Annotated in this window: 17 protein-coding genes; 6 read left to right on the forward strand and 11 right to left on the reverse strand. The window is 45.1% G+C overall.

Annotated elements, in window-relative coordinates:
- Positions 1-239: integrase core domain-containing protein (locus tag L5L91_RS21515; RefSeq protein WP_263236003.1), on the forward strand; the 239-nt coding region annotated here is incomplete at its 5' end.
- 303 nt (positions 240-542) lie between these two features.
- Positions 543-2,282, forward strand: a complete 1,740-nt coding sequence (locus tag L5L91_RS21520) for a KAP family NTPase (protein ID WP_263237701.1) — start codon at positions 543-545, stop codon at positions 2,280-2,282.
- A 497-nt stretch (positions 2,283-2,779) separates the two neighbouring features.
- Here L5L91_RS21520 and L5L91_RS21525 read toward each other — a convergent pair whose 3' ends face one another.
- Positions 2,780-3,409, reverse strand: coding sequence for a flavin reductase family protein (locus L5L91_RS21525; RefSeq protein ID WP_012588671.1), 630 nt, complete (start codon positions 3,407-3,409; stop codon positions 2,780-2,782).
- 255 nt (positions 3,410-3,664) lie between these two features.
- Between L5L91_RS21525 and L5L91_RS21530 the strand changes: the two genes are divergently transcribed.
- The gene (locus tag L5L91_RS21530; protein WP_263237703.1) at positions 3,665-6,058 is read left to right on the forward strand and encodes a fatty acid cis/trans isomerase; all 2,394 of its coding nucleotides are present in this window, start codon (positions 3,665-3,667) and stop codon (positions 6,056-6,058) included.
- A gap of 51 nt (positions 6,059-6,109) precedes the next feature.
- Here L5L91_RS21530 and L5L91_RS21535 read toward each other — a convergent pair whose 3' ends face one another.
- From L5L91_RS21535 to sirA, 10 genes are all read right to left on the reverse strand, one after another.
- A complete protein-coding gene (locus L5L91_RS21535) occupies positions 6,110-8,224 on the reverse strand; it encodes a M13 family metallopeptidase (protein ID WP_263237704.1) in 2,115 nt (704 codons plus the stop codon).
- 234 nt (positions 8,225-8,458) lie between these two features.
- Positions 8,459-9,742, reverse strand: coding sequence for a transcriptional regulator (locus L5L91_RS21540; RefSeq protein WP_173496241.1), 1,284 nt, complete (start codon positions 9,740-9,742; stop codon positions 8,459-8,461).
- A gap of 221 nt (positions 9,743-9,963) precedes the next feature.
- On the reverse strand, positions 9,964-10,836 hold the full coding sequence (locus L5L91_RS21545) for an ABC transporter permease (protein WP_263237705.1): 873 nt from the start codon (positions 10,834-10,836) through the stop codon (positions 9,964-9,966).
- The gene (locus L5L91_RS21550) at positions 10,833-11,873 is read right to left on the reverse strand and encodes an ABC transporter ATP-binding protein (RefSeq protein WP_263237706.1); all 1,041 of its coding nucleotides are present in this window, start codon (positions 11,871-11,873) and stop codon (positions 10,833-10,835) included. Before L5L91_RS21550 ends, L5L91_RS21545 begins: the two co-directional genes overlap by 4 nt.
- On the reverse strand, positions 11,870-13,159 hold the full coding sequence (nosD, locus tag L5L91_RS21555; protein WP_263237707.1) for a nitrous oxide reductase family maturation protein NosD: 1,290 nt from the start codon (positions 13,157-13,159) through the stop codon (positions 11,870-11,872). The genes L5L91_RS21550 and nosD overlap by 4 nt, the downstream gene beginning before the upstream one ends.
- 10 nt (positions 13,160-13,169) lie before the next feature.
- Positions 13,170-13,661, reverse strand: coding sequence for a nitrous oxide reductase accessory protein NosL (locus L5L91_RS21560; protein ID WP_219234775.1), 492 nt, complete (start codon positions 13,659-13,661; stop codon positions 13,170-13,172).
- Positions 13,662-13,749: 88 nt separating this feature from the next.
- Positions 13,750-14,430, reverse strand: coding sequence for a nitrite reductase (locus L5L91_RS21565; protein WP_263237708.1), 681 nt, complete (start codon positions 14,428-14,430; stop codon positions 13,750-13,752).
- 34 nt (positions 14,431-14,464) lie between these two features.
- On the reverse strand, positions 14,465-15,247 hold the full coding sequence (locus L5L91_RS21570) for an FKBP-type peptidyl-prolyl cis-trans isomerase (RefSeq protein ID WP_263171857.1): 783 nt from the start codon (positions 15,245-15,247) through the stop codon (positions 14,465-14,467).
- 85 nt (positions 15,248-15,332) lie between these two features.
- Positions 15,333-15,773: a rhodanese-like domain-containing protein gene (locus L5L91_RS21575; protein WP_028761786.1), complete on the reverse strand. Its 441-nt coding sequence runs from the start codon at positions 15,771-15,773 to the stop codon at positions 15,333-15,335.
- A gap of 62 nt (positions 15,774-15,835) precedes the next feature.
- The gene (gene sirA / locus L5L91_RS21580; protein WP_105250351.1) at positions 15,836-17,899 is read right to left on the reverse strand and encodes a dissimilatory sulfite reductase SirA; all 2,064 of its coding nucleotides are present in this window, start codon (positions 17,897-17,899) and stop codon (positions 15,836-15,838) included.
- A 549-nt stretch (positions 17,900-18,448) separates the two neighbouring features.
- Here sirA and L5L91_RS21585 point away from each other — a divergent pair.
- Genes L5L91_RS21585 through L5L91_RS21595 form a run of 3 tightly spaced genes read left to right on the forward strand, consistent with a single transcriptional unit; the run spans position 18,449 to position 21,569 of the window.
- Positions 18,449-20,548: a heme lyase CcmF/NrfE family subunit gene (locus tag L5L91_RS21585; RefSeq protein ID WP_263237709.1), complete on the forward strand. Its 2,100-nt coding sequence runs from the start codon at positions 18,449-18,451 to the stop codon at positions 20,546-20,548.
- On the forward strand, positions 20,548-20,967 hold the full coding sequence (locus L5L91_RS21590; RefSeq protein ID WP_028761784.1) for a cytochrome c-type biogenesis protein CcmH: 420 nt from the start codon (positions 20,548-20,550) through the stop codon (positions 20,965-20,967). Before L5L91_RS21585 ends, L5L91_RS21590 begins: the two co-directional genes overlap by 1 nt.
- 17 nt (positions 20,968-20,984) lie before the next feature.
- Entirely contained in the window at positions 20,985-21,569 is a 585-nt protein-coding gene (locus L5L91_RS21595) for a TlpA family protein disulfide reductase (RefSeq protein WP_263237711.1), read from the forward strand.
- Positions 21,570-21,643 lie beyond the last annotated feature (74 nt).

Consider the following 21,643-nt stretch of genomic DNA (forward strand, 5'->3'; position numbering starts at 1 on the left):
GTCGCCGCGGGAATTGTTGGGATAACGCACCAATGGAGCGTTTCTTTAGAAGTTTGAAATCTGAGTGGATACCCGCCAGTGGTTATGGGAATTTTACAGAAGCAAATAAAGAGATCACAAATTACATCACTGGATATTACAGTGAGACCAGACCCCATCAATATAATGGTGGGTTAACGCCAAATGAGTCAGAACGTTTATATTGGAATGACTCTAAAACCGTGGCCAATTTTACTTGACCACTACAAATAGCCATCAGCATTGCAAAAGTTAGCAATGGATGTATCAATAAATGCTATCGAATAAACTGGAAAAAATGACGATAGCAACGCAGTTACTAGTAGTAAAATATTTCTGTTCCTAGATAACCTCCATTTTAGTAATTTAGCTTTCTCTTAGATTCACATGAACGAAACCGTTTTAATATATGCGGGAGATTTAACAGCAATGAGTATCAAACTGCTGCCAATAACATCTTTTGCAGCCTGTTATAAATAGTCGTACACTCTGAAATTATTAAATAATAACGCTCGGATAATTAAATGGTTAAGCAAGTTGTCTTGAATTGGTCTCAAGGAAAAAATATTAATGATGAATTTTTTCCAGAAGATAAGCTAGGAAGAGAAAAGTACGCTACTTTTCTAACTAAACTTCTAGCCTCTCAAGGTTATGATGACCAGAGAACTGATGGTGACAAAAAACGGAATTATGTGCTTAATCTCAATGCTGAGTGGGGAGCAGGCAAAACCTACTTTCTTAAGCGCTGGTCCGAAGACCTAAAAGAGCATTACCCTGTCGTATATGTAGATGCGTGGAAAAAGGACTACTCAGATGACCCTTTGATGACTGTCATTTCATCCATCATTGACCAATTAAGAAAGCAAGCAGGAAAAGATAAAAATTCTCCGGTATTCAAAGCTCCTCGTACGCTGATCGGCTTATTAAAGGCAGCGGCCCCTGGTATTGGTCGAGGATTATTTAAGCGATATGTCGGCATAGATCCTGTCGAAATTATGAATGCAGATGACGACAATGAAAATATCGGTCACATCAAGGGGGAAGATGGCCAAGATCTACTAGATACAGATGGTAGCCCAATTGATATGAGCTTTGCCGCTTCAGAAGCGGTTAAGTATCTTATTGATGAACATGATGCAAAATCCAAAGCGATTGATAGCCTAAAAAAAAGTGTGTCTGAATGGGTTGGAGCTGTTGTTGGTCATAAAAAAAATAGCTATCCTGCTTTCATTTTTATTGATGAACTAGACCGTTGCAGGCCTAGCTATGCTGTTGAAATGCTGGAAACCATTAAACATATTTTTGATATTGATGGGGTTGTATTTGTGGTTGCAACAGACACAGAGCAGCTGCAGCATGCCGTTAAAGCGGTATACGGCGAGGGATTTGACGCCAAAATTTACCTCGGCCGCTTTTTCAATAGTCGTTATAGCCTCAAGTCACCTAATTTAGAAAACTTTTTAGATGTGCACAGCGATGCCAGCAAGCTTTCAGAGGATTATTTAAAGAGAGTCAACATTGAAGTATTCCCTCCGAATAGTGATGCTAAAATAACACTTAAAAATATATCAATTGTTCTTGAGGCCTTTAAAGTCTCTGCGCGCACCGCAATTCAAATTACCGATAGAATACTGGCGACCATTTCAAACATGCCCAGAGGTTCCAAGCTCGATATATTGATGTTGGCGGCTTTGCTTTGTATTAAAGATAAGGATAATCATCTTTTTGAAGAAATAGTAAATGGTAAGTTTGAACGAGTTATCCAGAAAGGTGATGGAACTAAAACTATCTATTTAGCGGAGTGGATAGAAAGTTACATACCAACAAGTACTCATAACCGCCTTATTGAAATGAACTTCGACCCACAGCAATATGCGGATAGAGAGTTTACATTCGGTCCATATCTTCGGCCGATGAGTATACCTTATACCTCAGGCACATATTTTTTTAACTTACTTGAATATCTGAAAGAGATTTTCTCTTCTCACTTTGGTCATTCTTCAGTTTATTTTATATTTGACATGTCCCGACATTCGGAAAGAGAAGACACTCCTTTACAGGAAACTTGCAAGGCTCTTATCGAGAAACAGCGTAATTCTAACCACGATGATAACCTATTCCAAACCTCAGCTATTCTGTGGGCTAATTTTCTCTATATTAGAAATCAGTTTAAAGAGATCGATATGGATGAATATAAGGACTTTGTCGAATTGGCATCCCCTCTAGATTGGATGGGACAAGAAGATCTAACAGAAAATGCCTGATGCCCTTCAACATCTAATCACAGGCAGACTCCCCCAGTCAGTGGTGTACTGCTGGATTAGTAGTTCGCGGGGAAGTTTGCGCTGCAATTGGAGACACAGGAAAATGATAGGGCAGGCAAAAATCTTTTGAAATTCACAACGAACACCTCAGCATCAGAAGTTCACCTTCCCCTGCGAAGTTGTCGAAATACGCAGATAAAAATGCCGTGGCGACATCATGGATGATGGCGCAGGCTCGGGGGGGACAAGGATGTCCCATCTGAGCCGTTAGGCAATTTTTATTGGAGTATGAGACCACTAACCAATGCATGTAACTTCGCTAGGGGCGGCAAGGGAGATCCAAGAGGGAATTGCTGTTGATCCCCTCTTGGTCGGGTGTGGGGTGAAGCCCCACGACTTTGATTTAGCTTTTAATTACTAATGTATAAACCTTTAACACCACAACCATAAACCAACTCAGGGTTAAACACCCAGCCCTGCGGCGAATGAGCAGCCCGCTACACTTGTGGTCTATGTAGATCGAAACGCAGATCTTCACAGATCCCATAATAGGCTGATGGACCGCCGGCACGTAATACGGGCTCGGCAAGGGCAGTTTGATAAATCCCCTCGGCATTGAGTAAATGCTTAGCAATATGCACGGCAACCACTTCACCTAACACTAACCAAGTATCGATCTTGTCGCCATTAGCGGCTGTTAACTGGATGCATTGGGACAATTTGCATTCGAAGTTTACTGGGCTTTCAGCCACTAAATCGGCCTTAACAATGGTGCCAGCTTTAGCCGTGAGTCCGGCAAAACTAAACTCATCTTGACCGCGTGGCAGCATGGCGGAGGTTTGATTCATCTGCTCGGCTAAGCCGCGAGTGGTGAGGTTCCACACAAATTCCCCTGTTTCGACAATATTGGCGACACTGTCTTTCCAGCCTGTGCTGGCAAAGCCGATGATGGGCGGTTTGTAGTTGAAACAATTAAAAAAGCTGTAAGGTGCGAGATTACGTTGCCCCTCGGCATTGCGTGATGAAATCCAGCCGATCGGTCGAGGCCCCACAATCGCATTTAAAGGATCGTGTGCAAGGCCATGGCCTTTGCTCGGTTCGTAAAAATAGCGGTTATCAGCAGTCATACTTCATCCTTTTGTTATTGCCACAACAATACTGGTGCAATTAATACAGCCGTCACAGGTACGCTTTTATAGCCGCTATCTTACCCAAGTTTCGAGCAGCGACCAAAAGTCTGTAGGGCAATTTAAGTCAGCTCCTTGAACAACATCTGGCTGCAAATTTCAAATCCAACACACTCTTCTGCTAAAGTGATACTTATCAGTGGGCTAAAAAGCCTAACTCTGCTAAATAGCATGCGGCAAATGAAGGAGCGGTGAATGGGCGCGATAAAAGGGGGATGGAAGAGGTTGTTGTTGGTCGCAGTGCTGTTGGCGACGGGTTGTGCCAGCGTAGCGCAAATCGATTTCAATGCTCTGTTTGGCACTAGCTCACCGCAAAAACGCGTCGAAAATGCACAGCTGAACGACCAATTTATTCAACAGGCCGAGTTTGTGCACACACAAGTTGAGCCTATTCTCAATAGCCGCTGCGTGGTATGTCATGCCTGTTACGATGCCCCCTGTCAGTTAAAAATGACCTCGAGCGAAGGTATAGAGCGTGGGGCAAGTAAGGAAAAGGTTTACCAAGGCACACGCTTAGTCGCTGCCACACCTAATCGCTTATTTGTCGATGCCTTTACCCCAGAAGCTTGGCGTCAACGCGGATTTTACCCCATGCTAAACGAGCGCGATCAAACCCCAGAAGCCAATACCCAAGCCTCGGTATTAGCCAGAATGCTCACGCTTAAGCAAATGCATCCCCTGCCCGAAGACAAGATTTTAGATAAGCGTTTTGATTTCAGCCTAGACAGAGTTCAGCAATGCGCCAGCTTAGAGGAAATGGACAAATACGAGCAAAGCCAGCCCCTTGCAGGTATGCCTTATGGCTTGCCAGCACTGAATGCTAATGAGCATCAAGTGTTGATGCACTGGCTCGAGCAAGGTGCGCCACTGCCGTTTGCACAGGCGCTTACACCTGAATTTATTGCAGAAATAACCCACTGGGAGGAGTTTTTAAACGGCGACAGTTTAAAAAGCCAATTAAGTGCACGCTACATCTACGAGCATTTGTTTGCCTTCCATTTATATTTTGAGTCTTTGAATCAGCCGAACACCCAGCCTTTATTCTTCGAGTTAGTGCGTTCTCGGACGCCGCCGGGGCAAGCGCTGGATATTATCGCCTCCCGTCGTCCCTTCGACGATCCTAAGGTGGAGCGAGTCTATTACCGCTTTCGGCCTTATCGGGCAACCATAGTCGATAAAACCCACATCCCCTACGTTTTAAATACCGGCTTGCTCAATAACTGGCAACAATGGTTTATCGATGCGGATTACTCAGTCACTCAACTGCCGAGCTACAAGCCGAGCGTTGCGGCCAATCCCTTTGAAGCCTTTATTCAAATTCCTGCCAGTGCGCGCTATCGATTTATGCTGACCCGCGCCCAAGATACCATTATGGGCTTTATCAAAGGCCCAGTGTGCCGTGGTCAGGTGGCGCTCAATGTCATTAACGACAGATTCTGGGTGTACTTTGTGACTCCAGATTATATGGACGACACTGACTTTAGCGCCTTTTACCATTCCCAACTTGAAAATCTACGTATGCCTGCAGAGGAAGAAAGCACTGCATTAGCAGTAACTTGGGTGAAATATGCCGCCAAGCAAGGCAAATATATGCGGGCGCGTAATCAGTTCTTGAACGAGAAATTCAAAAACGGCCAGCACCTCACTATCGACGGGCTCTGGGATGGCGACGACACCAATGATAATGCCAGCCTGACAGTGCTGCGCCACTTCGACAATGCCACTGTGGTCAAAGGCTTAGTCGGCGAACCGCCCAAAACGGCTTGGATTATCGATTATGCCTTACTGGAGCGTATCCACTATTTATTGGTCGCGGGTTTCGATGTTTATGGTAACTACGGCCATCAGCTATTAACTCGCTTATACATGGATTTTTTACGCATGGAGGGGGAATCGAACTTCCTGACCCTGTTGCCACAGGAGGAAAGGCGCAAACAGTTGAGTGATTGGTATCAAGGGGCTGGTACTCAGCTCACGGCCTTTATCGCAGGGGATATCAACACCTTTCATCAGCCTACGGGCGTACTCTACTTTAGTGACGATCTAAAGGGCGAGCTGTATCAAAAACTCGGACAGAAGGTTGCTAAGGTTCAACCCAATCGATATCACATAGAAAACAGCAGCTTGCAAATACATAGCAAAGCACTTTTACACACATTAGATCGATTAAAAGGCACACAAGCGACCCTGTTACCTGAACTAACCATGATCATGGTGGAACCTGAAAAAGCGGGTAAAGCTGAGATATTTACCTTAGTTCGCAATAGCGCCCATCGGAATATTTCGAGCCTGTTTAATGAGGCGAGTAACCGCGAACCCGCTAAAGATGACGTCACTTTAGTGCATGGCTTATTGGGCAGTTATCCTGAGGCATTTTGGCAAGTGAAAGAACAGGACTTGCCTAACGTCGTGGCGACAGTAGAGAAAATGCAAACTGAAAAAGACTATGAAGCACTGTTAGATATGGTGGGTGTACGCCGTACCGATCCGAAGTTTTGGGCCTTTAGTGACAAACTCAATCAGATCTTTTTCGACAATCACCCGATAGAAAGTGGGTGGCTGGATTACAACCGACTGCAAAATCGTTAATAAAAAGGGGAACGTTAGTGTTCCCCTTCCTTTCAAATCAACGCAGTAAACTTACCAGATCTTAACGCGATCTTCAGGGGCTAAATACAGCTTATCGCCAGGCTTAACATCGAATGCAGTATACCAAGCATCTAAGTTACGCACGGTCAGCGCGCGGTACATGCCGGGGGCATGTCCATCGGTTGCCACCCGAGCACGCAGGGCTTCGTCACGCATCTTAGTGGCCCAGGTTTGCGCAAAGCCGATAAAGAAGCGTTGATCACCCGTAAAGCCTCCAATCACTGGGGCATCTTTGCCTTTAAGCGAGGCGTGATAAGCATCATAAGCGGCGGCTAAACCTGCTACGTCGGCAATGTTTTCACCTAAGGTCAACTTGCCATTCACGTGTAAATCAGGGAAAGGCGCATAAGCATCAAACTGCTGCGCTAACGCATCGCCTTGCTTATCAAATTGAGCAAAGTCAGCGGGCGTCCACCAGTTACGCATAGCGCCAGTCGAGTCGAATGCCGCGCCATTGTTATCAAAACTATGGCTGATTTCATGACCAATCACAGCGCCAATCGCGCCATAGTTGTAAGCGGCATCGGCCTTAGCATCGAAGAATGGCGGTTGCAAAATACCCGCGGGGAAGTTAAGCGCATTCTGCACGGGCAAATTCACCGCATTCACCACTTGCGGCGTCATCCACCACTCGCCTTTATCCATTGGTTTGCCAATCTTGGCTAACTGGTGGCTGTACTCTACTTTTTCGCCATTGATGGCATTGGCGTAGGCATTGGTCGCAGTCACTGCATAGCTGTCGTAATTGCGCCATTTATCGGGATAACCCACGCCCACCGCCATAGTGGCCACTTTTGCTAGGGCTTCTTTCTTGGTTGAAGGGTCCATCCAATCGAGTTTTTCCACTCGCTGACCGAAGGCGGTCACTATGTTATCCACCATAGTGCTGACTTCTGCTTTGGCCGAAGCGGGGAAATATTGCTCGGCATAGGCATGGCCTACGGCATCACCTAAATATTGGTCGAGTGCTGCTAAGGCACGTTTATCGCGGCTGCGCTGCTCTGGCGTGCCAGAAAGCTTAGTGCCATTAAAGGCAAACGAAGCGTTGTCGATAGCCGATGGCAACACATCAGCATGGCTGTTGATATGGTGGAACACGAGCCAATCTTTCCATGCATCTAAAGGCTCAGAGGCCACAAGCGCAGAAAGTCCCGTAATCGCCGTTGCATGGTAGGCCGCAAATTTAGGCTGATTGCCCAGTTGCGCCGCCGCTAGAAAGGCAGTCCAATCGATGCCCGGTGCTTTAGCATCAAAGTCAGCACGGCTCCATACCCCCGAAGACTGAGTAAAATCCTCGCTTGCTTCACGGCTGGTGTGGGCTGCGGCAATCTTGTTTTCAAGGGCGAAAATACGATCGGCACGGACAGCGGCATCGCTCACACCCGCATCTTTAAGCAAGGTTTCAATGTAAGCGCGGTAAGCGGTGCGAATGTCGACCATTTTAGGATCGGCAGACAGGTAATATTCGCGCTCAGGTAAGCCTAAACCGCCCTGTAAAAAGTAAGGTAAGACTTCGCCCGGCGTGGCTAAACCTTGGGTGACGAAGATCCCAAATAGGTTTTCGGTATAAAAATCGGTCGCGTTGAGAGGATCGACATCGGCGCGCAGATTTCCGCCTAACGCCGCAGATAAATCCTGCTTGCTCGCAATGGCCTCATAACGGGCAATATCCGCCTCGGCAGGCTTCATTCCTGCGGCATCAATAGCGGCGGTATCTGTGTAAGCCTTGTAGAAATCGGCGATACGCGCTTCGTCGCTCCCCGCCGCATGTTGCGCTTTCACCAGCTCGGCAATCAAACTGGTTTTATGCTTTTCGGTTGCTTCAAAGGCTACGAGGAAAGCGCCAGTGCTGGAGCGATCGGCAGGGATCATCGTCGTTTTCATCCATTCGCCATTGGCGTAGGTATAAAAATCATCCCCTGGTTTTACCGTTGGCGTCATAGCCGCGACATTAATACCAATCGGCATTTGAGCCGCAACGTCTTGACTTTTTGGCGCGTTTTCACTGGTTTTTACGGTGTTTTCTGTGGTGTTATCACTGCAAGCAGTGAGCCCAGCCAGTACTGAAGTTGACAGTAACAGCACGGGAATAAGACGGTCCGACATGAATGACTCCTCTCTTTTTTATTATTGTATTTATAGTGTGATTGCTAAGTTTGGCAGTGTAACTGGCACTGAATGAAGAAGTAAAACAAAGCCAATTTTTATGATAGAAAGTTAATGCAAACAATTTGAGCCAGACGCTTAAACACGCAGCTTAGTATCATCACGACCGCGCTCAACTGCAGGCACAAAAAAGCCGACACTATGTCGGCTTAATCAAGTTTGCTAACGACTACTTTATAATTTGATCTGAGTGTACTGAGTCCACGCAAGCACTTGTCCCATCTGAGGAATGATCCATACTGCCGTGTGCTCATTTTGATAAACACGATAATAAAATAAATCTTCATCACGGATATCATGCTTACGAATTTCACGGTAGAACTGCATAGCAGAATGGCTGACTTCATCCGGTTTTGTCAGTTCTTTTTGTAACACTTTAACGTGAAAAACATCGACTTTAAGGTCATCAATTGTGGTCTGGTACTGCTCAAACTCACCGCGGATAGTATATTTAATCGGCGTCGTTAAACAATCTTGATCTGTAATACAGGAGGTTGAATAAAACTTACCCTTATTTTGCCCTTCATAGACCAGAGACATACTGAGATCGTTACGAACTAAGAGTTCGCCCGCGACGGGAAAATAAATATCCGCATGGTAATTATGCTCAAGTAACTCCCCCATTCCTTTATCATCCGCAGGGAGGACAATACGGTTATAGCGAATGCGCTGCTCCATTATTTGGCTCAGCGGAATAAACTCCGCCATATTTAATCCTGCGGGTTTTGCATCTATCGCCGTGATATTGATGATGCCGTGACCACTGCAGGCATCGGCGTCCAGCTCAGGGCAAATCGCCATCGAATAATTTTTGCCATCAGTTGAGGTAAATGCACTGAAGTAATTAAGGTTATTGATGTGATTTCCCTCTGGCGCTAAATGTTTTTGCCACCATGAAGGATGTAAACGATCCTCATCACCAATATAAAAGGTTCGCGCCGTCCCCAGCGTGCCACCAATATTGAGGCTGATATATTTATCGGCATGCCATTTAGCCACCTGTTTAACCACCGCATGGTGGTCGCTCACATACCAAACGATTGCCAAGATAGCGCACAAGAGGGCAATACCAGCAACTTTAGTCCAAACCGACACCCCCACTAAGGCATCACGAATTGCATTCGCATCATTGATCGCCAGCATCTTTACATGGGATTGTTCAGAGATATGCAATTGATACCCGCGGCGTGCCACGGTTTTAAGCTGCACTTCGGTATAGGGTTCGAGCTTTTTACGTAAGGTACTGATGCATTGCGTTAAAGAGGTAGGAGCAACCACCCTTTCAGGCCAGCCGACCTGCAGCAATTCTTCCTTAGTAAAAATGGCATTCGTGGATGATAACAGCAGCACTAATAAGGCCGTTTCGGAAAAAGTCAGGCTGATGGTTGTCCCATTCACATGATCGACTAATTCCTTAGCCTGTTCATCTAACATTAAATAAGATGTGATTTTATGCATGTTAAACGCCTGAAAGATCAGCCAATACTGATAAAGTTTGATTACACTAACAACATGCAATCATCATGTGACATTGTTTCTTTCCAAGAAAACGATGATATGCAATCACCAAGTCAAGATGGTTTATTTTACCTTTTAACAACATATAAGAGTGTGACTCTATACTCAGTTTAGTCATTGTTTAATAAGTACAAAGTTAGACTAATACAGAGGTCGCTAAACTAGATTTCTTGGTATTTAAAGATCCAAGAACAACACAAAAGTAATGCACCAATCCAGCCACCCAGCAAACCATACATTAAGGGTAAGCCCAGCCCAGTTTGAGCAAGCAGAGTGAGACTACTTTTAGCCGCGAGTGTATCCGAGGGAGTCGCGAGTAAATTTAAAGCACGGAACAGATCAGTGGGGTTCAACAAAATCAGTAGATTGAATACAGTACGATTAAACATCTCACTCATTCCAACCACAGCACTGAGTAAAATCAGATCATAAACCAGCACAAGCACAAACCATAAAATGAGTAATATCCCCAGTGCCTTAGCTTTTTCTCGCACACACAAGCTAACCCAATAACCCAAGAGCACGAACACTAATGACAGTAAAATACTGCTCATAATCAAATGGGTAAACCCGATCGCTATGGATAACTGGGCCTGAGTATCGCCCAGTGATATCAGTATTAATCCTGTTAAACCAAAGCCCAAAATGCAGGCAATGGTCATCACGCAGGCATGGCCTAAAAACTTGCCGCACACCAGATGCCAACGTGCTAGTGGATAGGTCAGCAGTAACAGCAGAGTGCCGGATTCTTTTTCACCAACAAAGCTGTCATAACTCAATAAAATCGCACCTAAAGGGAGCATAAATACCGATAAAGTGACTAACCCAGAAAGGATCTGGGCAGGCTCAAATACCACTAAGTTGCCGGACACAGCGCTGCCCATAAAACTCACACACAGAGATAGCAGCAACAAGATTCCCGCCATCATCCATAACCAACGATTACGCAAATTATCCTTAAACTCTTTGGCGGCTATGGTACTCACTATGCTCATGGCACTTAAACGATGGTGCAAAACCTCGGAACGGTTCATAGGACTGATTCCAAATTAATCGCCTGATTTATATCTGTTATGTTAATAGTCTTTGTGGGCATTGTTGGCGACTGAAGAGGGCAAAGACTTTCCATGTAATGATGAAACACACTCTGCAAACTAGGAGGTTCAATAGAAAAATCCCCAGCGAGCACTTTTTGTAATAAGTGATTTAACACGGCTGACTTTTGCTCCTGTGGCACGGCTAGTGTGAGTCCCTGCCCCGCATTTGCCTTAACACATGCCGCTAAAATGGGATCCGCTAGCAATGCTTGCCTTTGAGTATTAGATAGAAAATGCAACAAGATATGATTTGGCAACTGAGTCGCCGCCCTCAGGGAGGTTAAGCTGCCCGAAGCCAACATTCGCCCTCGACCTAAGATCAAAGCGCGATCCATCTGATCTTGCACTAATCCCAACTCATGGGTACTGATAATAATGGCGCAGCCCTGCGCCCTGAGCTGAGCGATTTTTTGATACAGGAAAGCCGATGCCAAGGGATCTAAGCCAACTGTCGGTTCATCGAGTAACAGTACCTTAGGCTCAGCCAATATCGCCTGCGCGAGCCCAAGACGTTGCCGCATCCCCTTAGAAAAAGTACTCAAACGCTTATCTTTAGCGGCCTCTAAACCAAATTCAGCAAGTAATTCATGCACTTTAGGCAAGGCAACGCCCTTAAGCTTAGCGAAATATCGCAGCAGCTCATTGGCGGTCATATTGTCATAAAAACTCACATTTTCAGGCAAATAGCCTAAGGACAAACTCTGTCTGGCATTCATACTTCCGACACTATGACCTTGAACTTGGAGCAAGCCACTTGTGGGGGTAAGTAATCCCAAAATAAGCTTGAGTAACGTAGATTTACCCGCACCATTATGCCCAAGGAGTGCGATCACTTGACCCGCTAGCACCTCAAAACTCACATCATCCAGTGCCTTAAACTTGCCATAGCATTTACTGATATTTGTCGCTTTAACAACCACATCTGCACTCGTTACAGGCTTATTCGCTGAGCAGGTCATAGTTTGATGATTCATCGCGAACCTCCATCAATCAGTACGTGCGCGCCACTTTGCATTAGGGGAAAACTATCACTTATACCGCTCGTCACTTGGGGCTTAAATTGGCGTTCCACCCAGCGCAGTAACAACACAACGGGGCTTTCCATCAACAGTTTGGCTTCAGGATAAAGCCAAAACAGTTTATCTAAACTGTCATTCGGCCTATGGACAATATCCCCTAATCCATCGCCATTCAGATCCCAGCCTTGATATTCCGACCAGTAATTCCCCTGCCCCTGATAACTCCATTCAAGTTGGCTTTCACCGACATATTTAACTTGGGTTTGATTGGCCATAATACGATTATGCCAAAGGCGATTTTCCTCTCCGCCCATGGCCATACTGATCCCAGTATCGCTGTGGCTAAACTCGTTATCTTGAATACGGTTATGTTGAGCGGCGTAAATAAAAATACCTTTCCCTTCATTGCCAAGCTCCACAGTGCCCTTAGGGTTATGGATTTGACTCGCAACATTGGCTTGCACATGGGATGCCTCCGTAATGTTGAGCAAAATGCCAAAGTCCCGCGCCTGAGTCACACGGTTGTGATGCAGGTAAATATGGGTTGAATTCATTAGGGCATAACCGCCATCGACGGCAATCGCTTGGTTTTGCCACGCTTCGTCGGCTTGGGTATACATGTAGTGAATACCATATTGCAGCTTAGTGAATTGATTTTCATAAATGCGGCTGTGGGTAACGGACTCTAAATACACACCATCACGGACAAAAATCAGCTGATTTCGGTCAATTTGTGGCGAATTAACATGCTTGAGATAAATGCCATCACCCCGATCAAGCACATGAATGGCACCGTTACCACTAATGCTATTGTCCGTGATGGTGGGTGAGTTTAGCTGTTCGCCATAAATACCAAAACCATCACCCACCAAGCGGTTTCCCTTAATCTGCACATGATCCGCCCCTTTTTTGAGTAAAATGGCGGCATCACGGTAATACAGATCCCGTCCCCAGTGGCGGATATTTAGCCCTTCAATACTTACCTGAGGTGCCTCAATGACCAATGCACTGCCTTGGCGCAGTGCATCTAATGTCGCGCCAATTTCCCCCTTTAGCGAAATGGATTGCGTCACCTTAAAGGAGCCTTCATACATCCCAGTGGCTAGCACTAAGGTGTCACCTGATTGAGCTTTGTTAAGGGCAAGGGTGAGTGAATCTGTATCGGTTACCCGAATGAGTGCTGCCCAAGTACCGAAAGAGGTAAAGCACAGCAGCCAAATAAGGACGAGACGCAGCTTCATCATCACAACCTTATTTATCACCCGCGAGCAGTTCTAAGGTGATGTCATCAAATCTCAGTACTCGGCCACCGTATTCCTTAGCAAAGGCTTCGGCGGCAGCTTTAGTGCTAAAAGGGGCAACGGCAGGTCCCATCACGGCTTTCTTGGTCGTACCGTAAACATAGAAGGCATTTTGAGCATCAATAAAGGCGCCATCGTCTGGCTGATCCCAATCGGTCGTGCCCGCGTCATGCACCATCATGTAATCAATTTGTCTTTTATTTTCAGGCTGTAATGCAAAGTTAAACATATCGCGGCTAGAACAAAACTTAGGTACCGTTTTCTCAGCCTTGAGGTGCACTTGCCCTTTAGGTCCGGGATATTTAGTGATCACCATGCCGCATAAATGACAACGGTCATGCTCGTGGATCATCTCTGCTTTATGAACATGGTCTGTGGCCTCGCTTTTATTACAGCCAAATAGCAAGGGCACTAACAGCAACAATACATAGTATTTCTTCATCCTATTTATCCTTTTATTAAAATATCAACGCCTCGCCAGATTCCTTGCAGGGACAGATCTTTACGGCGAGGGTTGATAGAAACGGGTTTCATCTTTCATTCATTTTGCTTTGTGCTTTTGCAATCGCATTATCGATTGCTTCACGGTTGATACTGTCCCCATTGTGTTTGAGCAGGAGCTGCCAATGGTCAATGGCCTCTTGGTTACGAGCATGCAAGTAAGCGTCTGCCGCGAGTAACATATGGGTTTGAGGCTCAAAGGGAGAGAGTGCTAATGCTTTGGCAATCACCTCTTGGGTTTCAGGTGTCATTTGCCGAAGCTCACGGTAATAAAGCGCGTTAGCTTTTGCCCCTAACACTTCGGCATCTTCTCCCCCTATTTCGAGTAATTTATCTAAGGTCAGCACCGCATCTGAGTACAAACCTCCCGCATTGTAAGCCTGAGCTAATGACATAAGTGCCAAGGTATTTTGCGGCTCACTCTGAGCCCAACGACTGGCTTTGGTGATCTCGGCCGCCATTAAATAATCAATATTTTCATCAAGCCGACCTTGATCCCAATCCCTAAAACGGCCTGTTTGACTGTAGATAGCAAGGGTCAGCAGCACTAGGACGATTCCCATCGCAAAGGGCACTTTGCTCGACATGTTTGGCAACTGTGCGATTCCCATTACTAGGTTTAGACGCATGTGCTGCCAATAAATGTAAGCAACAAACAACAGTAAACTGATGCCAATGCCTAGTCCTAAGCTCACCATTCCAGTCTCCATTTCACTCTCCAAACAACTCGTTTTAGGAGCTTGATTAACCGTGTGCAGGCATCATCTTTTTATTTTTCATCTCTTTAATTTCGCTGGGTTTCTCAATATTTTTCAGTTCAATTTCAAAGATAAGTGCTGACTCAGGAGGAATAATACCTACAGCTTCAGTGCCATAGGCAAGGCTTGCTGGTACCACAAAACGGTATTTAGACCCCACAGGCATCAACTTTAATCCCTCTTCCCAAGCGGGGATCACCGACATTAATGCAAACCGAGTGGGCTCTTTACGTCCAACCGTATTTTCAAACTCAGTCCCATCGATAAGAGTGCCAACATATTCCACTGTGACCACATCTTCTGGATTGGGTTTATGACCTTTACCTTGGGTTAAGACTTCGTATTGAAGACCAGAGGCGGTAACTTTAACGCCAGACTTTTTTTGATTTTCAGCAAGATATGCCGCACTTGCCTTTTTAGTTTCTGCCATTTGTTTTTCAGCAACGACAGTTCTTGCGGCATTGAGTTGTTCTGCTCTTTGGTTCAGGTAGGTCAGCACTTCTTCGTCGGTTAATTGCTGTTTATCTTTAAGCGCATCCACAAAACCTTGCACGACTAAGTCGACATTCACCTCTGAACCCAATTCAACTTGGTTGTAGACTTGACCAGAAATGTAATTACCAATGGAAGCGCCAATGCTGTAAGAGGTTTTATCTGCATCGGTTTTCAAACTTGTGCCAGCAAAACTGGCTACTGAAACAAATAATGCGGCGCAGGTCGCCACTGTGATGCTTTTGGGGATAAAAGAAGTTGGCATACGTGTTTTCATTTTATGTTCTCTACAATGTTAACCCTGTGGGTTTCGCCTTTTGGCCCTGCAAACCAAACCGATAAAACATCGGTCCTGTGTGTTACTAAGGTTTTTCTGTTACTCGACCTGACATACGCCAGCCATAAATACCATCGGCCATATGACGCACACCTGTGTAACCTAGCTTCATGGTTTCTCTCGCCGCCATATTGCTGCTAGTGCAAAGGCGGTTAGCGCAGTAAAACACCATGACTGCATCTTTATTCTTTGGAAGTAACTCTCTCCAATTCTGAACATTGAAAAAAACTGCTCCGGGGATAAAACCTTCTGCCCATATCTCCAGTGTATTTACGTCGAAAAAATAAACGCCTTGCTTGCCGACTAAGGTTTCCGCTTCCATCATCGAAATAGGATTTAATTGGATTTCGTTATAGGGCACTTCAGACATTTCTGAGCCACCACCGGCGATGACTGGCATCGCAGTCACGCCTAAGGCCAACACCATCAATATTCGGCTTACACTTTGACGAAGCATGTTATGCATAATTAGGCTCTCATATTCCCCGACACCCAAAGGTGTCGGGGATAACTAGGACTCAAGTTAAACTATATTTTCTTCGCACTCAGCGCATTACCATCAATAATGGCTTGGGCTTGGGTCACATAGGTCAAGGCGGCATCTAAGCGTTTTTGTGAGTAACGCGCACCATGAACACCCCATGAACCATCGGCTTTAATCAGCTTGAGGACATCTTGAGCTTTATCGGTCAACAACAGCACTTGTGTCTTATCTTCTACCGATAACTTCGCCATATTGGGCGACTTATCGATGCTAATAAGGGCTTTTTCTACTTTGGCATAGGTTTCTTTCACTGGTTTTTGCCACTTCTGAACTTTGCCGTAGATTTGCTGTTGATCTTTAAAGTGCAGACCCTCACCCAACTTAGATTGGAATTGGCTATGGCAACCTTTGTTATCCACTACATCGTGATCAGAAGCGGAAGTACGAGCACAGGTCCACATGAGATCGAGGTAGTTATGGCCATTTTCGTCCTTCGCCACAGTCCAGCCCTTAGTGGATGAGTCGCGAGACTTACCTTCAGGTGGGTTAAGTGTCTTACGCAATGGATCGACATCGATTTTCCACATGTGCGACTTACGAACGTTGTCGAAACCGGCCATATCAGGGAACTGGATCGCGGTGAAGTTTTCACAACTACCCATGTTTGGCATATGACAGCTTTGACAAGTTTGTTTACTGTGGGTTTTGGTATTACTCGCAATTTCAGCCTGTGCCGTATGGCAATCGGTACATTCTTTGATGAGTTTTGGTTTAGTAATACCGGATTTCCAATCACCATCAGTCACTTCGTGTGGATCATGACAGGTAGAACAACGCATACCCTTATCGTAGTGAGACGAGGCAAACATTTGCGAACCTTCTGTACCACAAGATGGGCACGAAGATTTCATCTTCACGTTAAAGGCATATTCCAGTTTTTCTTTACCCTGTGGGGTTTGCGCAAGTTCTTCTACGAAGTTAAAACGCTGGTGACAACGCTCACAGTTAGAAGGCATACCACCACCGATACCGCCGTCTAAATGACCACCTGCGCCATGACACTCTTCACAGGTAATACCGAGTGACACTGTATGTTTTTGGAGCTCTTTAGGATTACCAAGGGCTGCAAAAAACTCATCTTTAGTTTTAAAATCAAACTTAAAGGTGTGGCACATTTCGCAATAGGAACTCGCAGGTTGGAATAAGAATTCCTTCTCGTATTTAGCACCATAGGAGCTCATACCCCATTGGTGTGAACCACTCGCGCCAAAATCTTCCATTTTAGTTGGAAATTCAGGAATAACTTTCTGAATTTTCTTCGCCATTTCAGGGGTTAACCATTCAGCCCAACCACGGGAGAATTGGTTACCACCGGCGACCATAGTGCCAGTACCATCTTTGAGTAAACCGTCTTTCACATGGAAGGTACCGCGTACTAAGTAGCTATCGATAAAGCCGTATTTGGTTCTTGGTGTTCCCACCGTCGCATAAATTGCATCAGGGGTAATGCCGTCTGGCAGGATAGAAGTATCCTTAGTGCCATACATGGTTTTATTTAAATCGTTATCGACTTCGGGATGACTCCCCGGAAAACGTAAGGTTTTTGAATGGCGTGAACGTTTCCACTTTTCATATTGTGGGCCGTGGCACTCACCACATTTTTCAGGACCAACAAACTTATTTGGGAAATCCAAAATCGACTTGGCACCGAGGCGATATTGCAATGCCATAGGGCGATTGCCCTCTTGATGTTGGCTATATTTTTGGCTATCACCACCGTGTAAGTATTCTTCACCACGGTCACTGACCTTATAGGTTCCTTTTAAACGACCTTGCTCGGCATATTTAAATACCGGATGATTTTCAAAAAGAAAATCAAACAACTCTTTTTCCTGAACAATATAATCCTGCAGTGTTCTTACACCACGGGATTCTAGTGTTAGATCGGGATTAGCCATAATTCCCTGAGCTTCCGCACTCTGTTGTTTATTACCATAGCCAGGCTTTACCTCGCCCGGTTTAGCATCGGATGCTATTCCGGCCACACTGACGATAGTACCTAAACAAAACAGCACGCTGAGTGCTATTTTGGATTTCCATCGTTTCATCATTCACTCCTAATTATCATTAGTTTTTTATTTTCTACTGAACCTAACTGCTCACTGAACGACATAAACAATTGACCAGTTACAGCATGGTGGAGGCAAAAAACCATTAAAAATCAGAGCTAGAGCACACTAAATTCCCGCTGATAAATCAAGATGAATAAAATCAATTAAAACAAATTAAATACAATAACTTACAAAATTAATGTCATTTATTTTTTAGAAGTTAAAAAGCACATTTCAGTTATAAAAAAAACTAAAAATGCGTTTTACTTTTCAAAAAACATCAAGCGTAAAAAGGAATGATTTAATAACGGATAAGATCACATTATTAAATACAAAACTCGACTAATCTTAAAATCAACAGTGATTAAACCTTGTGATTAAACTGACTTTTTCCAATAAGGTCTTATATGTAAATTTAAAATCACAAGAAAACAACTCAAGTTTATGAGCGAATTGAATAAAAATCAGCATGCGAAAATAACACTGGTAAAATAGCCAACTGTAAACACTATATTACCGCGACCACATTATTCTAAGGCATAATAAATGACAACTATGCTTCCAGAAATTGGACATATATTACTGATCATCAGTAGCGTATTGGCATTATTTTCTGCAGCACTGACCTTAATCGGTGTTAAGCAGAATAATGCCTATCTGGTGGGATTAAGCCCGATACTCTTTAGAGCCATATTTACCTCAGTATTTGTTTCACTTCTTTGCTTAATTTATTGCTTTATGACTGATGATTTTTCTGTTGCTTATGTCGCAAACCACTCGAATAGCCAATTAGCCTTGGGTTATAAAGTGGCCGCAGTTTGGGGCAGCCACGAAGGGTCAATGCTGTTTTGGATATTTGCGATTGCCCTTTGGGGGGCGATCATCAGTTATCGCATAAAGATGGCGGATTGCACTCAGGATAAGGCCAGCGATAAGTACCAAGACGCCCTGTATTTTGCGAGGCTGTTGGCCATTTTAGCATTAGTGATCCTTGGTTTTAACTTATTTTTACTCTTTACCTCTAATCCCTTTGCCCGCTTATTACCTAACATTCCGATTGAAGGGCGAGATCTTAACCCCATTTTGCAAGACATAGGACTCATACTGCACCCCCCCATGCTCTTTCTTGGCTATGTAGGCCTTACGGTTTGCTTTGCCGCAGCGTTAGCATCACTGCTCGGTGGTGGTTTTAATACTCGCCAAATTAGCTATTTACGACCTTGGGTATTATTAGCGTGGGTGTTTCTAACGGGCGGCAATGCCTTTGGATCTTGGTGGGCCTATAACGAACTGGGTTGGGGTGGTTGGTGGTTTTGGGATCCGGTAGAAAACGCCTCCTTTATTCCTTGGCTTGTGGCAACAGCATTAGTGCATTCCCTCATTCTCACTCAACGTACTCATGGCTTTAAACTGACGACTTTACTGCTGTGCTTATTGGCATTTTCACTCAGTTTACTCGGCAGCTTTTTGGTGCGCTCCGGCATAGTGCAATCGGTACATGCCTTTGCCGCCGATCCTACCCGTGGCATGTCAATCCTCTGCTTATTAGTGATTTTTGTTGGGGCTGCGTTACTGATTTTTGCGCTCAAAGCTCACCATTTAAAACAGGATGTGACTTTCGCGCTTTTTAGCAAGGAAACGCTGTTACTGCTCGGGATCGTTATCTTAGTCGTTGCCGCGTTTTCCGTGTTACTCGGCACATTTTACCCTTTGATCTATGAGCTACTGGATTTAGGCACACTTTCAGTGGGGGCCCCATATTTCAACGCTATATTTGTCCCCCTCACTTTCTTGCTTGTCCTGTTAATGGGCATTGCGCCCTTAGTGCAATGGCAAATAGCGCAATGGCAAAATGCCTCAAAGACTCGTATTACTTCCCTGCTCATTCCTAGCCTAGTGATATTAGCCGTCGCAGGCTGGGTAAGCTTACAAGCCGCCTCGGGCAGTAGCTTATTTTTACTCCTTGGCACTGCCGCGGCACTTTGGTTGCTGGTGTGTTTATTGCTCACGATATTGGTAGCCTCGGGATTGGGTAGACGAGTATATGCCCGTCAATTAACCCAAACCCGCAGTGAGCACGGCTTAAATCCTCCCGTTAAGTCATCAAAACAAGGGTTTGTCGCCATGCTATTCGCCCACTTTGGGGTGGCTATCACTATTATTGGTGCAACATCCGTCTCCTTTTTTGAGCAGGAAGCCCTGCTACGAATGGGGCCTGGTCAAGGTAAGCCTTTGGCGAGTTATATCTTAGTGTATGAAAGCACTGAGAATGTTGAAACGAGTAGCTTTACCGCCATTCAGGCCAATATCAGTATCCGCGATGGTGCGAATGATGAACGGGTTTTAGGCTATATCACACCACAACGGCAAACCTTTAAAAGCAATGGGATGGAAATGTCCCACGCGGGTATCGATCATGGATTCTGGCGGGATATTTATGTGTCTATGGGGCTGCAATTAAGTGACAGCGAATACCTTATCCGCATCAGCTATAAACCCCTTGCGAGTTGGATCTGGCTTGGTGCGCTATTAATGATGCTAGGTGGGGCGATTGCCGCTTGGCCTACTCGCCATTTTAGCTACCAAGCTGATTTAACAACCTTAGGTAACCTATCCCATCACAAACCACAGGAGACACTTGCCTAATGAATCCAATATTGCGCTTTTTAGTCTTACTGCTCCCTATCACCTTATGTGGAATAGGGATCCCATGCTTATCCGTTGCGCAAGCTCAGCCCATATCAAGCCTTTCCTACCAGCAACAGGCAATAGATATCAGTAAAGTGCTGCGTTGCCCTATGGCGACGAATCAAAGCCTATTTGAATCACAGGCGCCAATCGCCCACGAGCTCAAAGCACAAATATTCTCGATGCTGGAACAGGGGCAAAACCAAGATGAGATTATCGATTTTATGGTGCAACGCTATGGTCAAAAAATCCGTTATCAACCTGAATTTAAAGCCTCCACCTTCGCACTTTGGTTTGGGCCACTGCTGTTATTAGTGCTTGGTGTTGGGTTGTGTCTCGCATTGGTAACCCGTAGAAAAACACAAACGACTATTTAAAAGTAAAGGATAACCAGATGAAATTACACTATTTTCCCTTTGTTCTACTCGTGTGTTTGGGTCTGTTTTCTAATAGCAGCTCAGCCCACTCACTAGACAATAAACTCTACAGTACGGGAGAGCCCCTCCCTAAGCCCCTTGTGATGACTGGTTTTATAGAAATGCAGCACGCACGCGGCGTACCAGAAGTTCCCTTTATTGATGAATCAGGACAAACCCAAACCCTAAAACAGCACCAAGGAAAATTGGTTTTAGTTAATCTTTGGGCAACCTGGTGCGCCCCCTGTTTAAGGGAAATTCCAGAACTCCAAAAGCTTAAGCAGCAGTATCAAGGGAAGAATATCGCCATCATTCCAATCTCTATCGATGAAGAATCTAAAGATGTACGCCCTTTTCTTAACCAACATGGCTTTAGCGGCTATGCCACTTGGCTTGACCCGGAGCAAAACATAGAACAAATCATTCCCGCGAATGTCGTACCCGCCAGTTATATTTTTGATGCTAAAGGTAATCTTATCGGTTTTGTGCGGGGATATCTCGATTGGGCTGACAAAGACGTTGGCCCTTATCTTGATCAACTGATTGCAAAATACGGCCAATAATCACCAAGTAACACAGGCTCACAATATATTTCTCCATTCGGTCATCCGCCAAAATTTACCGAAACCCGCTGCCG

This window comes from Shewanella sp. SM55 (assembly GCF_025654025.1).
Lineage (GTDB): Bacteria > Pseudomonadota > Gammaproteobacteria > Enterobacterales > Shewanellaceae > Shewanella > Shewanella oncorhynchi.